Raw genomic sequence first — 12,497 nt, forward strand, 5'->3', positions numbered from 1 at the left:
CCGCTGTCGGGTCCGGATGCCGCCGTGAAGAGGGGTGGGCCGAGGAGCCGCACGAAGGGAAAGCACCGTGAACGACGGACCTCTTGATGCGAACACCATCAACGCGCTCGTGGCGGACGCCACCGCCGCGCCCTCGCAGCACAACGCGCAGCCCTGGGCGTTCCGCAGACTACGGGGCATGGACGTCCTGCGCCTGTACGCCGACCCGGAACGCGCGCTCCCGCACACCGATCCGGAGAACCGCGGCCTGCTCATGGGCTGCGGCGCCGCGTTGTTCAATCTGCGCGTGTCCGCCGCCGCGGCCGGACTGACGCCGGACGTCCGGCTGCTGCCCGATCCCGCCTCCGCGACCTTCCTCGCCGAGGTGAGTCTGACCCGCACCGGCCCGCGCGACAGCTCGCTCGCCCGGCTGGCCCCCTCGATCCGGCGTCGTCACTCCAGCCGCCTGCCCTTCCGCGACGAGGAGATCCCCGCCGCCGCGAAGGAGCGGCTGTCCGAGGCGGCCCGCGTCGAGGGCGCGGACCTGTTCTTCCCCGACCCCTGGCATGTGCGGTCGATCGTCGAGCTGGTCCGGGACGCCGAGGACACGGAGGCACTCGACCCGGGAGTGCACGAGGAGACGGTCCGGTGGACACATCCGGAGCCGTCGCCGGTCACCGGCGCGGCGGACGGCGTCCCCGCCGGGGCGTTCGGTCCGCGGCAGCACGGTACGTCGGTCCCGGTCCGCGACTTCGCCGTCGGGCGCCCGGTACCCGGACGTGGCTGGGCGGTCTTCGAGAAGAACCCGCACATCGCTCTGCTCGGGACGGCCGGTGACAAGCCTCTGGACTGGCTGCGCGCCGGTCAGGCACTGGAACGGGTGCTGCTCCAGGCCACCGCGGACGGACTGGTCGCGTCCCTCACGTCCCAGCCACTGGAGTGGCCCGACATCCGCTGGGCCGTCCGCGACCCCCTCTCCGCCATGGCGAACGTCCAGATGGTGATCCGGCTCGGCTACGGTCCCGAGGGCGAGGCGAGCCCGCGCCGGCCGGTGGCCGACGTGCTCGACGTGACCGACGTGACCTGATGGCTTCCCCTCGGCAAAGAGCGGTGTCATGAGGATCTCGGAGGCGATGACGGCCCCCGCGGTGTGCGCGGCCCCTGACGCTTCCCTGGCCGACGTGGCCGGGGAGATGGCCGAACGCGCCGTCGGGTCGGTTCTCGTGGTCGAGGACGGCGTGCTGCTCGGCATCGTCACCGACCGCGATCTCGCCCTACGCGGCATGGGCGCGGGCCTGGACCCGGGCACGCGGGTGGACGCCGTCATGTCGCCGGCCGCCGTCACGGTCGACGCCGACGACGACCTCCAGGTGGCCTACCGAACGTTCCGTCGTACGGGAATCCGCAGGCTCCCGGTCCTGGACGCGGGCCGGGTGGCGGGCGTGCTGACGGTCGACGACCTGCTTCTCGACGTCTTCCGCCGTCTCACCGACCTGCTCGGCCCGGTCGCCTGGAGCATCCTGCAGGAACCGCCGGCATCGTCCCGAGGAACCAGGACCCGCACGTCGGACGGTGCCCCTGCCGTGTCCACCCCGCCGGGGCCGAACGTCCCGGGTGAGGGCTGAACGGCCCCTGCCATCGCCTCCCGGCAGGTACGACCGTGGAGGTGACACCCCCTGCCGCGCCCATGCGGTCGAGAGAAGAGAAGGCGGTGGAGACGATGACACTCCCCCTCGTCGTGGGCGTCGACGGATCGGACGGCAGTCTGTCGGCCATCGACTGGGCGGTGGACCTGGCCACGCGCAGCCGGCTTCCCCTGCGGCTGGTCCACGCGTCCCTGTGGGAACGGTACGAGGCAGCGTTGCCGACACTGAGCCGCGAACGTTCCTCCGGGCAGGTTCTGGCGGAACACGTCGTCGCCTCGGCGGCGGAACGGGTCCGTCGGCACAACCCCGACCTGAGCGTCTCGACGAAGATCGTACCGGCCGAAGCCGTCTCCGCGCTCCTGGACGAAGGCCGGAACGCCACCGCCCTCATCACCGGTTCACGGGGCCGCGGCGAACTGAAGGGGACACTGCTCGGTTCCGTGGGGCCGGCGGTCGCCGCCCGCGCGGACTGCCCGGTCGTCGTGGTCAGGGGCGACAAGGCCGCTCTGACCGGATCCCACGAGCGCATCCTGCTCGGCGCGGGCGACCCCGACACCTGCCGGGAGGCGGTCGGATTCGCGTTCCGGGAGGCCGAGGCCCGCGGATGTGAGCTGGACGTCGTCCGGGCCTGGCGATGCCCGGCCCGGGAAGCGGCCGACGACACGGCACCGGCCGAGGATCCGGAGCACCAGCACGAGAAACAGGCCGCGGCTCTCATCCAGAGCCTCGTCGCCGACGCGTCCGACGCGCACCCGGACGTACGGCTGCGCCGGACGCCGGTCGAGGGCGCGGCCCGCACGGTGCTGGTCCACCGCTCGGCCGCCGCCGACCTCGTGGTCCTCGGAACGCGTCGCAGGTCCGGTCGCTTCGGGCTCCGGCTCGGCCGCGTGAGCCACACCCTGCTGCACCACGCCGCCTGCCCGGTGGCGGTCGTACCGAACAGGACCTGACTCCCACACCGCCGAAGCCCGGCAGCGGGGAAGGCCGGCACGGGGGGCGGCGCGGACGGTCCCTTCGTCCGGGAGGCGGGTAACGCGCATGAACACTCGAATCACCGGCACGGATGCGGGTGAGGCAACACGGATCCTGGTCGTGGAGGACGACCGGGGGCATCGCGGAGTCACCAGCACGCAGCCCACGAGCCGCCACAGATCCCCGTACCACCCGCCGTGCCCCCGGAGACCTGGCGATGGCCCCGGACCCGACCCTGTGTGTCGACCGCGTCGCCCGTACCGGCCGGGGACCGGGCGCCGAACTGCTCCCCGAGCCGATCGACCTCGGTGAACGGGGTCCCATCCTCAAGAACAGCGCCGCGCCTGACCGGTTGCACGGTCACGCCCGGCAAGCTGTCGCCGCCCGCCCCCGCCTGGCTCTGCACATGGACGGCGTGTGAGAGGCAGGCCGTTGGCCGGGACGGTCGGCTCCGCCACCCGGATCCGATGACCTGTCCACCATGGAGCACGCACCTCCTTCCTCACGCGCGCTCCCGCCACCGGGACGGGCCGCCCGCGGTTCGGCCGGTGGTCAGCCCCCGTCGCCACCGCGCGAGGCGGTCTTGGAATAGCCGTCGTGCCACGCCGCCTTCGCCCCCGAGTCGCCGATGCGGTACACGTCCACGACGGCTCCCGCGGCCACCACGAGCGACAGCACCGTGGCCGCGACCCGCACGAGCGTGCCGGGTCGGCGCGCGCTGTCCGAGGCCCCGGACGCCGAGGTGCGGCCGACCGCCCACCAGACGGCGAACGCCAGGACGAACAGGCCCCCGGCCCAGGGAAGGAGGCCGTCCCCGAGCTCGGCGTGACGGCGCACCAGCGCGTTGTCGGCGACGCGTCCCTCCAGCCATTCGCCCGCGTTCGTGGTGAGCGGCACGCTCACGAGCGTGACCAGGGCGAGCACCGGCAGCACGACGCCCAGGCGCTGGGCCGCCTTGGGCCATATCGCACAGACCACGAGAGCGAGCGCGGTCAGGGGAACGAGGACGACCACGAAATGCACCAGCAGTACGTGCGCGGGCAGGCCGTTGACCAGGCTCATCGGCAACTCCTTGAGAAGGGTGGGTACTCACCGTGTTGATCAGGCGCGCCACCTTGGCACAGGAATCTCTCAGGTTCCTCTGAAGGGCCTCCCGGCGCGGGGAAGGGACCGTCCGGCCCATGTGGCTTCCGTATGCCCGGCGGACAGTGGAGATGGAGGGCACCTGGGACCGGGCGTGGACGCGGTGGCCGATGTCTCCGCCGAGCCGCACGACGCTCCGGACGACACGTCCGGGCCGTCACCAGAACCGCGTACCTCCGTCGGGCCGGCGTCGGCCGGTCAGGACGAAGACGAATCGAGGTGTTGGGAGATGACCGGCACTCCGCACATCGTGAGCGATGTGATGACCCGGACGGTCGTGGCCGTGGGGCAGGACGCCCCGTTCAAGGAGATCGTGCGGACCCTGGAGCAGTGGAAGGTCAGCGCCATGCCCGTACTGGAGGGCGAGGGGCGCGTCATCGGCGTCGTCTCCGAGGCCGATCTGCTGCCCAAGGAGGAGTTCCGCGACGAAGAGCCGGGCCTCTCCCGGCAGCGCGAGCGCCTGGCCGACGCCGCCAAGGCCGGTGCGACCAGGGCGGCGGAACTCATGAGCACCCCGGCGGTCACGGTCCACGCGGACGCCACGCTCGCGCAGGCGGCCCGGATCATGGCCGTCCGGCACGTCAAACGACTGCCCGTGGTCGACGGCATCGGCATGCTTCAGGGCATCGTCAGCCGCGCCGATCTGCTCAAGGTGTTCCTGCGGCCCGACGACGAGATAGAGGAGGAAGTCCGCCGCACGGTGGTGTCCTACCTCTTCCCGGGCTTCAGCCACGCCATCCACGTGACCGTGCACGAAGGGGTCGTCACCCTGCGCGGACACGTCCGCGACACCTCGCTCGTCTCGGTCGCCGTACGCCTCGTGCACGCCATCGAGGGTGTCGTGGGTGTCGAACCACGGCTCACCAGCGAGCCGGAGGAGGCCGGCGAACCGCGGACGCAGGGGTTGTGAGCCGTGGGCGGGCTCGAACATCGCGGCAGCTGAGGGCTCTTCGGCTCACTTCGTCTTCGGCTCGCGTCACAGGACCGGCAGGTCGGGGCGGACGAGCGTGCCCGACGTGCCGTGGACGATCTCGTACGCCGCGTCCAGGGCGCCGATCGCGGCCAGTCCCCCGGTGCGTTCGACGAACCGGGCCGCCGCCTCGGTCTTGGGACCCATCGAGCCCGCGGGGAAGTCTCCCCGGCGCAGGTCGGCGGGGGTGGCACCGAGGACGGGCCGCTGTTCGGGGGTGCCGAAGCCGGCGTAGACGCAGGGCACGTCGGTGAGGATGAGCAGGAAGTCGGCTTTCAGCTGCTCGGCGAGCAGGGCCGCCGTGAGGTCCTTGTCCACGACGGCCTCCACACCGGTGAGGGCACCGGTGTCCGGGTCGGCCGTGACGGGAACGCCTCCGCCGCCCGCGCAGACGACGAGCGCGCCGCCGCCGAGCAGCTCGTGGACGGTGTCGGTCTCCAGGATCCGTTCGGGTTCCGGGGAGGGGACGACCCGGCGCCAGCCGGTGCTGTCGGCGGCGATGTGCCAGCCGCGTCTACGGGCGAGCGCGGACGCGATGTCGTACGGATACACCTGGCCGACGAACTTCGTGGGGTGCTCGAAGGCGGGGTCGTCGGACCGGACGAGGGTGTGGGTGACCAACGCGATCGTCCGGTGACCGGGCAGGGCGTCGTGCAGGCTGCGCACCAGCAGGGAGCCGATCAGGCCCTGGGTCTGCGCGCCGAGCAGGTCGAGCGGGTAGGGGGCGCTCAGGGCCGGATCGGCGGCGCTCTCCACGGCGAGCAGCCCGATCTGGGGGCCGTTGCCGTGGGTGACGACGATCTCGTGCTCGTGGGCGAGGGCGGCGATCGCACTGGTGACGCGGTCGATGTTCGCCACCTGGACGGCCGCGTCGGGGCGTTCGCCGCGGTGCAGCAGGGCGTTGCCGCCCAGAGCGATGACGATGCGCATGACTCGGTCCTCCAGGATGGCGGCCAGGACGGCCTTGACGGTGTGGACCCCGTTCTCCGCCCGGTCGAGGACGACGGAGGCGGCGAGGGGAAGTCCCCACGATTCTTCGCGGCGGAAGTGATCGTGGTCAGTGGCCGAACTTCCCTGCCCGGGGCCGTTGGTCCCGTCGGCGCCGACCGAACGGCCCCTGCTCCACGAGGTGTTCGGCCGGCACCGGGCCGGTACCGGGAAGGTCCTGCCGTCACGTCCGCTCGTCGGGTCGTCCCGTCGCGTCCTCTCGTCGCATCCCCGGTCAGGCCGCGGGAACGGCGAGGTCCTCGTGCGAGGGCGCGCCGAGCACCACCTTGAGCGCGCCGGTGTCCGCGGCCCGCGAGAAGACGTCGTAGGCCTTCTCCATGTCCTCCAGCGGGAAGGTGTGGGTGACCAGCTGTGCGGTGGGCAGCCGGCCCGCGGCGGCCATGCGGAGCAGGGTGGGGGTGGAGTGGGTGTCCACCAGGCCGGTGGTGATGGTCACGTTCTTGATCCACAGGTCTTCCAGGTGCAGCGTCGCGGGCTTGCCGTGGACGCCGATGTTGGCCACGTGCCCGCCGGGCCGCACCATGCGCGTGCACAGCTCGAAGCTCTCCGGCACCCCGACCGCCTCGATGACCACGTCCGCGCCGAGCCCGTCGGTGAGGTCGGCGATCAGCTGTTCCGGGTCCTCGTCCGCGTCGGCCACGGCGTCGGCTCCGAGCCGCTTGGCGGCCTCCAGCCGGGACGCGGCACGGTCGACGGCGACGATGCGCTCCGGCGAGAACAGCCGCGCCGTGGCGATCGCCGCCAGGCCGATGGGCCCGGCTCCGACGACGGCGACCGTGTCGCCCGGGCGTACGTGCCCGTTGAGGACACCCACCTCGTAGGAGGTCGGGAAGATGTCCGCCAGCAGCACGGCGTCCCTGCTCTCCACCGCGCCGGGCAGGGCGTGCACGGACAGGTCGGCGTAGGGAACGCGGACGTACTCGGCCTGGGTGCCGTCGATCAGATGACCGAGGATCCAGCCTCCGCCGCCCCGGCACTGGCCGTACATGCCCTCGCGGCAGAAGCGGCAGCGCCCGCAGGAGCTGATGCAGGAGACCAGTACCCGGTCGCCCGGACGTACGGTCCGCACATCGCTGCCGACCTCCATGATCTCGCCGACCGCCTCGTGGCCGAGCACCGTGCCCGGACGCACCTCGGGGACATCGCCCTTGAGGATGTGCAGATCCGTGCCGCAGATGGTGACGGCGCCGACCCGCACGATGGCGTCGGTGGGTTCCTTGACCGCCGGGTCCGGGACGTCCTGCCAGGAGGACTGTCCGGGCCGTGGAAGACGTAGCCCTTCATGATCTCCCTCACCCTTCCCTCGTCAGGTACGAGATGGTTCTTGTCCGGTGCGAGACGACCTTCCAAGTCCAGCTTGTCCCGTTACGCAGGGTTCTGCTTGGGCCGTCCGGCCTCCAGTGCCCGCCACCCGGCCCCTCCTGGCCCGGCCCGGCGGATCCGGGGCCGGGCGCCGGTGCCGTTCCGGGGTCGCAAGGGCCGAACGGCCCTGCCCGGAACCGGAGTCGGCCGCCGAGCGGCCCTGTCACCACGCCTGGTCGGCCCCTGCCCCCGCACGGCCCCGGCTGTCACCGTAGGAAGTGTCACCACGACGATGAAGGAGGTGCGCGGCGATGCCCCGTGGCGGGTACGCGAAGAAGCGGCTGTGGCGTTGGCGCGACAACCCGTTGCGGCGACGCGACGACATCATCGAAGCCTGGGTCGTCCTGGCCGTCTGGATCGTCTTCGTCGTGGGCGGAACAGTCGCCGGACTGGTGACCGCCCGTGCCGCGGACGACGTGTTCGCACGGCAACGAGCCGATCGGCAGCCGGTCCGCGCCCTGGTCCTGCACGACGTCCCGCTGACCGCCACCCCGACACGTGGAAGCACCGGCCGCCTGATGACGACCGTCCGCTGGACGGCTGCCGACGGCTCGACCCGTACCGCACGGACCCTGGTGAACCCCGGAACCACGGCCGGATCCGCGGTGACGGTCTGGCAGGACGGCCGGGGCCGTCTCACCTCCGCGCCGCCGACGTCCACGCGGGCGGCGTTCGAGTCCGGCGCCCTGGGCACCGCGGCCGCGGCCGCCCTCGCCGGTCTGGCGTTCGGTGGCGGCGCGGTCGCCCGTCGGCGGCTCGACCGGCACCGGATCGACGCCTGGGACCGGGAGTGGGATCTGGTGGGACCGCGATGAGGTCACAGCCGGACCGTTCCGGCGTGGACGAGAGGGCGGTTGAGCCCTGATCCCGGCTCGCGGTCCGCGGTCCGCGGACCGCCGCCTGCGGTCCGCGGTCTGTAGTCAGCGGTGAAAGAGCGGCGGAGCGCGGGAGCCGCTGTCGGTGTGCGTGGCCCTTCCCACCCCACGGGTGTTTCACCCGGTGGCGTTCACCTGCCCTGCCGTCGGGGCGAGTTCGCCGGAGCCGCGCGGGATCAGACGCGTCTCGACCGAGACGGTGCGCGCCCGCGAGCGGTCCCCGGCGAGACGCTCCACGGCGATGGCCCCCGCGGTCTCGCCGACAGCCGTCGGGTTCTGGGCCACGACGGTGAGGGCGGGTTCGAGGATGGACGCCATCGGGACGTCGTCGAAGGCGACGACCGCCACGTCCTTACGGCCGCTGCGGGCGAGTTCGGTCAGGACACCGAGTGTCATGTTGTTGTTGCCGGAGAGCAGGGCCGTCGGCGGGTCGGGCTGGTCCAGGAGCCGTGCGGTCGCATCGGCGGCGCTCGCGGAGTCGTGGGCGCCCGCGATCAGCGCGCGGTCGTGGCGGAGCCCCGCCGCGGCGAGGGCCTCGCGGTAGCCGGCGAGGCGCTCCCGTCGTGTGTACAGCCTGACCGGCAGGTCCCCGACGAACCCGATCCGGCGGTGGCCGTACGCGATGAGGTGGGCGACGCCCTCACGGGTGCCCGAACGGTTGGTGCTGACCACGGTGTCGGTCGTCATCCCGGCGCCGGGCCGGTCGAGGAAGACGACGGGCATGCCCGCCGCGCGGTGCGCCCGCAGCCGGGAGTGCTCGGCCCCCACCGCGGGGGCGACCATCAGGACGCTCACCCGGCGGGCCAGGAAGGTGTCGATCAGGGCCTGTTCCCGTTCGGGGTCGTCGTCGGACGAGCCCATCAGCAGGGTCAGGCCACGGGCGTGAACGGCGTCCTCTATGCCGCCGGCGACCGAGGCGAAGAAGGGATTGCCCACGTCCGGCACGACCAGCCCCACGGTGGTGTCCGGCCCCCCGGTCCGGATGGACCTGGCCATCAGGTTGGGCTGAAAGCCGAGCCTGGCCACGGCTTCCAGCACCCGCCTGCGTGTCTCGGCCGAACTGGGGCCGTCCTCGTTCAGCACCCGGGAGACCGTTTTGGCGCTGACGCCGACCTCGTGCGCGACATCGGCGAGTGTCGGTCTGCGGGTCGGTGTCATCGGCTCCCCGTTCTCTGAGCTTCGGTACCCGGGTCGCCGGGTCCTCGGTTCAGCCCGCTCGCACCCCCGCTGCGGAGGCGGCGTCCCTGTCCGCGACGACCGTACCTCCGTCGGCGGCCACCCTCAGGGCCCCGGTCATGATGGCCACCACTTCCGCCATGCTGTGGTCCGACGGCCTGATCACCGCCTCCCGGCGGCCGAGCCGGTGGACGTGGACACGGTCCGCGATCTCGAACACGTGCGGCATGTTGTGGCTGATGAGGATGACCGGCACCCCGTTGTCGCGGATCCGGCGGATCAGGTCGAGCACCTGGCCGGACTCCTTGACGCCGAGCGCCGCGGTCGGTTCGTCCATCACGACGACGCTGCGCGCCCAGGCGGCCGCGCGGGCGACCGCGACGGCCTGGCGCTGCCCGCCGGACAGGGTCTCCACCGGCTGCGTGAGCGAACCGATGTCGACCTTCAGCGAGGCCATGTACGCGGCCGCCCGCTCGCGCATCACCTTCCTGTCGAGCAGCCGGAAGACCGATCCGAGGACTCCCCCGCGGCGGACCTCACGGCCGAGGAACATGTTCGACGCGATGTCCATGGAGGGGGCGAGGGCCAGGTCCTGGTACACCGTCTCGATACCGCGGGCCCTCGCGTCCTGGGGACCGGCGAAGCGGATCGGCTCGCCGTTCAGCCGGATCTCACCGGCGTCGGGGACGAGGGCCCCGGTGAGGGCCTTGATCAGACTGGTCTTGCCGGCGCCGTTGTCGCCGATGACGGCCAGCACCTCACCGGGCATCAGGTCGAAGTCGGCGCCGTCGATGGCGGTGACATGACCGTAGCGCTTGGCGAGTCCGCGTGCGCTGAGCACGGGCTGCGGCCCGGTCGTCGATGAACTCGCCTGTCCGGTCCGCCCGTCGGGCGACGGACTCTGTCCGTCGGGGGCCGGGTGCTGTCCGCCGGGGTCCTGGCTCTCTCCGGCGGATGCCTGGTCCTCTCCGGCGGGGTTCTGGTCCTCTCCGGCGGAGGTGACGGGGCCGGTGGGGGTGGTCGGCCGGCCCCCGGGAACGTCGGTGCCGGTCATCGTGTTCCCTTCCGCGAGAGTTGGTCGACGGTCACGGCCAGGATCACCAGGACGCCGGTGACGAGGGTCTGGTACACGGACGAAACCCCCATGAGCTGGAGCCCGTTGCGGAAGACGCCGACGATGAGTACGCCGACGAAGGTGCCCAGTACCGTGCCGCGTCCGCCGAACAGGCTGGTCCCGCCGAGGACGACGGCGGTGATGCTGTCGAGGTTGTCGGTCTGGCCGGCCTGCGGGTCACCCACCCCGGTGCGCGACACCAGCAGCAGGGCCGCGACACCGTAGACGAGTCCGGCGACGACGTAGACGCTCACCGTCAGCCGGTTGACGCGGATACCGCTGAGCCGGGCGCTCTCGGAGCCGTTGCCGAGGGCGTACACATGGCGGCCCCAGGACGTGCTGCCGAGTGCGTAGGCGAAGCCGAGGAAGAGGGCCACGGTGACGAGCGAGCCGTAGGTGACGTCGGTCCGGCCGACGGGGAAGGTGCGGCCGAGGGCGGTGAGCGGCCCCGGCAGTCCGGTCACCGTCTGCTCCTGGGAGTACACGTGGGTGAGGGCGAAGGCCACGTTGAGCATGCCGAGGGTCACGATGAACGGCGGCAGCGGGACGATCCGTATCAGCAGACCGTTGACCAGGCCGAACGCGCCGCAGGTGAGCAGCCCGGCGAGCACGGCGACGAGCGGCGGCAGGCCCTCGTGCACGGCCAGTCTGGCCATCAGGATGCTGCCGAATGCCATCACTGCGCCGCAGGACAGGTCGATCCCGGCGGTGAGGATGATCAGCGTCTGCCCGATCGCGAGCGTGCCGACGACCATCACCTGCTGGAGGATCAGCGAGAAGTTGCCGCCGGAGAGGAACTGGTCGGTGCCGGCCGAGAAGAAGGCGGACGCGAGGACGAGGGCGACGAAGGGTCCGGCGGCCGGCGTCGTGAGCAGTCGGCGCGGGGCGAAGCCGTTCTTGGCGCCGGCGCTGAGAGGGGCGGAGGCGGTCATCGTGGATCAGCCCCAGCAGTTGCGCAGTCCGAAGCCGGTGTCCTCGGCCTCGATGCCGGTCTCGGGTTTGTCGGTGACGAGCTGGACACCGGTGTCGGTGTAGCCGGAGGGCTTCCTGCCGCCCTTGGCGAATGCGGCGACCGCCTTGACGCCGTCGGAGGCCATCTTCAGGGGGTACTGCTGCGAAGTGGCCGCTATCCTGCCGTCCTTGACTGCCTGGACTCCCGTGCAGCCGCCGTCGATCGCGACGATCATGACGTCCTTCTCGCGCCCCTTGGCCTTCAGCGCGGTGTACGCGCCGAGCGCCGCCGGTTCGTTGATGGCGTAGACGAGGTTGATGTCCGGTGCCTTCTGCAGGCAGTTCTCCATGGCGGTCTGCCCCTTGGCCTGGTCGCCGCCGGTGTCCTTGGAGCAGACGATGGACGGATCGGCCGCACCGATGCCGAAGCCCTTCGCGAAGCCGTCGTGCCGTTGTACGCCGACCGAGATGCCCGGGGCGAGGTCGAGCGTGGCGATCCTGGCCTTCCTGCCTTTCATGGCCGCCTTGGCATAGGCGCCGATCAGTTCGCCGGCCTTCACGTTGTCCGTGGCGAAGAGGGCGTCGGTGGCGCTCCGCGGCTCGGGCGGGGTGTCGAGTGCGATGACGAGCACGCCCTTGGCCCGTGCCTTGGCGATCGCCGGGACGATGGCCTTCGAGTCGTTCGGGGTGATCAGCACGCCTTTGACGCCTGCGGCGACCATGTTCTCCAGAGCGGTGACCTGGCCCGCGTTGTCTCCGTCGAACTTGCCTGCCGCCGTGGACAGTTCGACGTTCGCGGCCTTCGCCGCCCGTGTGGCGCCCTCACGCATCTTCACGAAGTACGGATTGGTGTCCGTCTTGGTGATCAGGCCGACCTTGATCTCGCCGGACGAGGAGCCGCCCCCGGAACCCGACCCGCAGGCCCCTGCGGACAGGGTGAGGCACGTGATGCCGACAGCGAGTAACGGTCGCACTCTGAGAGACATGGATGACTCCTACACACAGCGATGGTGGGTGATCCGCGCGGCTCGCAAGGGGACTCCGCCAGAAGGGTCGTCGCCGGCACATGTCAACGATGACATCGGCTTGCCGAGGATGATGGACGCCTTGTTCGGGGGGCGTCAATGCCTTGTACAGAAGGCGAGTTGGCAACACGGTGCGGCCGGGGCCGTGAATTTGGCCGGGTCACGGGAGAGGTGTGCACCTCATGCCGCAGGTCGGGGTGCTCGGCCTCTGTCAGCCCAACACATCAATATTGTCAGGGCAGTTGACGCACTCATGGGTCGGCCCCATCATCGGAC

12 protein-coding genes and 1 pseudogene are annotated in these 12,497 nt (G+C 71.6%); 6 read left to right on the forward strand and 7 right to left on the reverse strand.

Annotated elements, in window-relative coordinates; all coding sequences use genetic code 11:
• The first annotated feature begins 67 nt into the window (after positions 1 to 67).
• The 4 genes from ACH4S8_RS04975 to ACH4S8_RS04990 all read left to right on the forward strand — a co-directional run bounded on the left by ACH4S8_RS04975 (position 68) and on the right by ACH4S8_RS04990 (position 3,018).
• Complete coding sequence (locus tag ACH4S8_RS04975; protein WP_398390997.1) at positions 68 to 1,066, forward strand: Acg family FMN-binding oxidoreductase; 999 nt, start codon at positions 68 to 70, stop codon at positions 1,064 to 1,066.
• A gap of 28 nt (positions 1,067 to 1,094) precedes the next feature.
• Positions 1,095 to 1,604: a cyclic nucleotide-binding/CBS domain-containing protein gene (locus tag ACH4S8_RS04980; protein ID WP_398390999.1), complete on the forward strand. Its 510-nt coding sequence runs from the start codon at positions 1,095 to 1,097 to the stop codon at positions 1,602 to 1,604.
• A gap of 95 nt (positions 1,605 to 1,699) precedes the next feature.
• Complete coding sequence (locus tag ACH4S8_RS04985; RefSeq protein WP_398391001.1) at positions 1,700 to 2,575, forward strand: universal stress protein; 876 nt, start codon at positions 1,700 to 1,702, stop codon at positions 2,573 to 2,575.
• Positions 2,576 to 2,814: 239 nt separating this feature from the next.
• The gene (locus ACH4S8_RS04990) at positions 2,815 to 3,018 is read left to right on the forward strand and encodes a ferredoxin (protein ID WP_398391002.1); all 204 of its coding nucleotides are present in this window, start codon (positions 2,815 to 2,817) and stop codon (positions 3,016 to 3,018) included.
• Between the two features lie 131 nt (positions 3,019 to 3,149).
• Here ACH4S8_RS04990 and ACH4S8_RS04995 read toward each other — a convergent pair whose 3' ends face one another.
• The gene (locus tag ACH4S8_RS04995; RefSeq protein ID WP_398391003.1) at positions 3,150 to 3,659 is read right to left on the reverse strand and encodes a DUF2231 domain-containing protein; all 510 of its coding nucleotides are present in this window, start codon (positions 3,657 to 3,659) and stop codon (positions 3,150 to 3,152) included.
• A gap of 310 nt (positions 3,660 to 3,969) precedes the next feature.
• Here ACH4S8_RS04995 and ACH4S8_RS05000 point away from each other — a divergent pair, with 310 nt between their 5' ends.
• Positions 3,970 to 4,650, forward strand: coding sequence for a CBS domain-containing protein (locus tag ACH4S8_RS05000; RefSeq protein ID WP_398391005.1), 681 nt, complete (start codon positions 3,970 to 3,972; stop codon positions 4,648 to 4,650).
• Between the two features lie 66 nt (positions 4,651 to 4,716).
• Here ACH4S8_RS05000 and ACH4S8_RS05005 read toward each other — a convergent pair whose 3' ends face one another.
• Together ACH4S8_RS05005 and ACH4S8_RS05010 are read right to left on the reverse strand one after the other, a co-directional pair.
• Positions 4,717 to 5,640: a carbamate kinase gene (locus ACH4S8_RS05005; RefSeq protein ID WP_398391007.1), complete on the reverse strand. Its 924-nt coding sequence runs from the start codon at positions 5,638 to 5,640 to the stop codon at positions 4,717 to 4,719.
• A gap of 292 nt (positions 5,641 to 5,932) precedes the next feature.
• A pseudogene (locus tag ACH4S8_RS05010) lies at positions 5,933 to 7,002 on the reverse strand (zinc-dependent alcohol dehydrogenase family protein).
• Positions 7,003 to 7,331: 329 nt separating this feature from the next.
• On the opposite strand from ACH4S8_RS05010, the gene ACH4S8_RS05015 reads away from it, so the two are divergent.
• Positions 7,332 to 7,895, forward strand: a complete 564-nt coding sequence (locus ACH4S8_RS05015) for a hypothetical protein (RefSeq protein WP_398391009.1) — start codon at positions 7,332 to 7,334, stop codon at positions 7,893 to 7,895.
• 177 nt (positions 7,896 to 8,072) lie between these two features.
• Here ACH4S8_RS05015 and ACH4S8_RS05020 read toward each other — a convergent pair whose 3' ends face one another.
• Genes ACH4S8_RS05020 through ACH4S8_RS05035 form a run of 4 tightly spaced genes read right to left on the reverse strand, consistent with a single transcriptional unit; the run spans position 8,073 to position 12,182 of the window.
• Positions 8,073 to 9,113 carry a LacI family DNA-binding transcriptional regulator gene (locus ACH4S8_RS05020; protein WP_398391011.1) on the reverse strand — a complete coding sequence of 347 codons (1,041 nt, stop codon included), beginning with the start codon at positions 9,111 to 9,113 and terminating at the stop codon, positions 8,073 to 8,075.
• A 49-nt stretch (positions 9,114 to 9,162) separates the two neighbouring features.
• Positions 9,163 to 10,185: an ATP-binding cassette domain-containing protein gene (locus tag ACH4S8_RS05025; RefSeq protein ID WP_398391013.1), complete on the reverse strand. Its 1,023-nt coding sequence runs from the start codon at positions 10,183 to 10,185 to the stop codon at positions 9,163 to 9,165.
• Positions 10,182 to 11,177 (reverse strand): ABC transporter permease, encoded by a 996-nt coding sequence (locus ACH4S8_RS05030; protein WP_398391014.1) that lies wholly within the window; start codon positions 11,175 to 11,177, stop codon positions 10,182 to 10,184. The genes ACH4S8_RS05025 and ACH4S8_RS05030 overlap by 4 nt, the downstream gene beginning before the upstream one ends.
• 6 nt (positions 11,178 to 11,183) lie before the next feature.
• The gene (locus ACH4S8_RS05035) at positions 11,184 to 12,182 is read right to left on the reverse strand and encodes a sugar ABC transporter substrate-binding protein (protein WP_398391016.1); all 999 of its coding nucleotides are present in this window, start codon (positions 12,180 to 12,182) and stop codon (positions 11,184 to 11,186) included.
• Positions 12,183 to 12,497: the final 315 nt, after the last annotated feature.

Source organism: Streptomyces sp. NPDC021080, from assembly GCF_044333225.1.
GTDB lineage: Bacteria > Actinomycetota > Actinomycetes > Streptomycetales > Streptomycetaceae > Streptomyces.

Bases quoted from the DNA above. Each gene is read 5' to 3' on its own strand.
- ACH4S8_RS05005 (WP_398391007.1), bottom strand. From the start codon at position 5,640: ATGCGCATCGTCATCGCTCTGGGCGGCAACGCCCTGCTGCACCGCGGC.
- ACH4S8_RS04990 (WP_398391002.1), top strand. From the start codon at position 2,815: ATGGCCCCGGACCCGACCCTGTGTGTCGACCGCGTCGCCCGTACCGGC.
- ACH4S8_RS04995 (WP_398391003.1), bottom strand. From the start codon at position 3,659: ATGAGCCTGGTCAACGGCCTGCCCGCGCACGTACTGCTGGTGCATTTC.
- ACH4S8_RS05015 (WP_398391009.1), top strand. From the start codon at position 7,332: ATGCCCCGTGGCGGGTACGCGAAGAAGCGGCTGTGGCGTTGGCGCGAC.
- ACH4S8_RS05035 (WP_398391016.1), bottom strand. From the start codon at position 12,182: ATGTCTCTCAGAGTGCGACCGTTACTCGCTGTCGGCATCACGTGCCTC.
- ACH4S8_RS05020 (WP_398391011.1), bottom strand. From the start codon at position 9,113: ATGACACCGACCCGCAGACCGACACTCGCCGATGTCGCGCACGAGGTC.
- ACH4S8_RS05025 (WP_398391013.1), bottom strand. From the start codon at position 10,185: ATGACCGGCACCGACGTTCCCGGGGGCCGGCCGACCACCCCCACCGGC.
- ACH4S8_RS05000 (WP_398391005.1), top strand. From the start codon at position 3,970: ATGACCGGCACTCCGCACATCGTGAGCGATGTGATGACCCGGACGGTC.
- ACH4S8_RS05030 (WP_398391014.1), bottom strand. From the start codon at position 11,177: ATGACCGCCTCCGCCCCTCTCAGCGCCGGCGCCAAGAACGGCTTCGCC.
- ACH4S8_RS04985 (WP_398391001.1), top strand. From the start codon at position 1,700: ATGACACTCCCCCTCGTCGTGGGCGTCGACGGATCGGACGGCAGTCTG.
- ACH4S8_RS04980 (WP_398390999.1), top strand. From the start codon at position 1,095: ATGAGGATCTCGGAGGCGATGACGGCCCCCGCGGTGTGCGCGGCCCCT.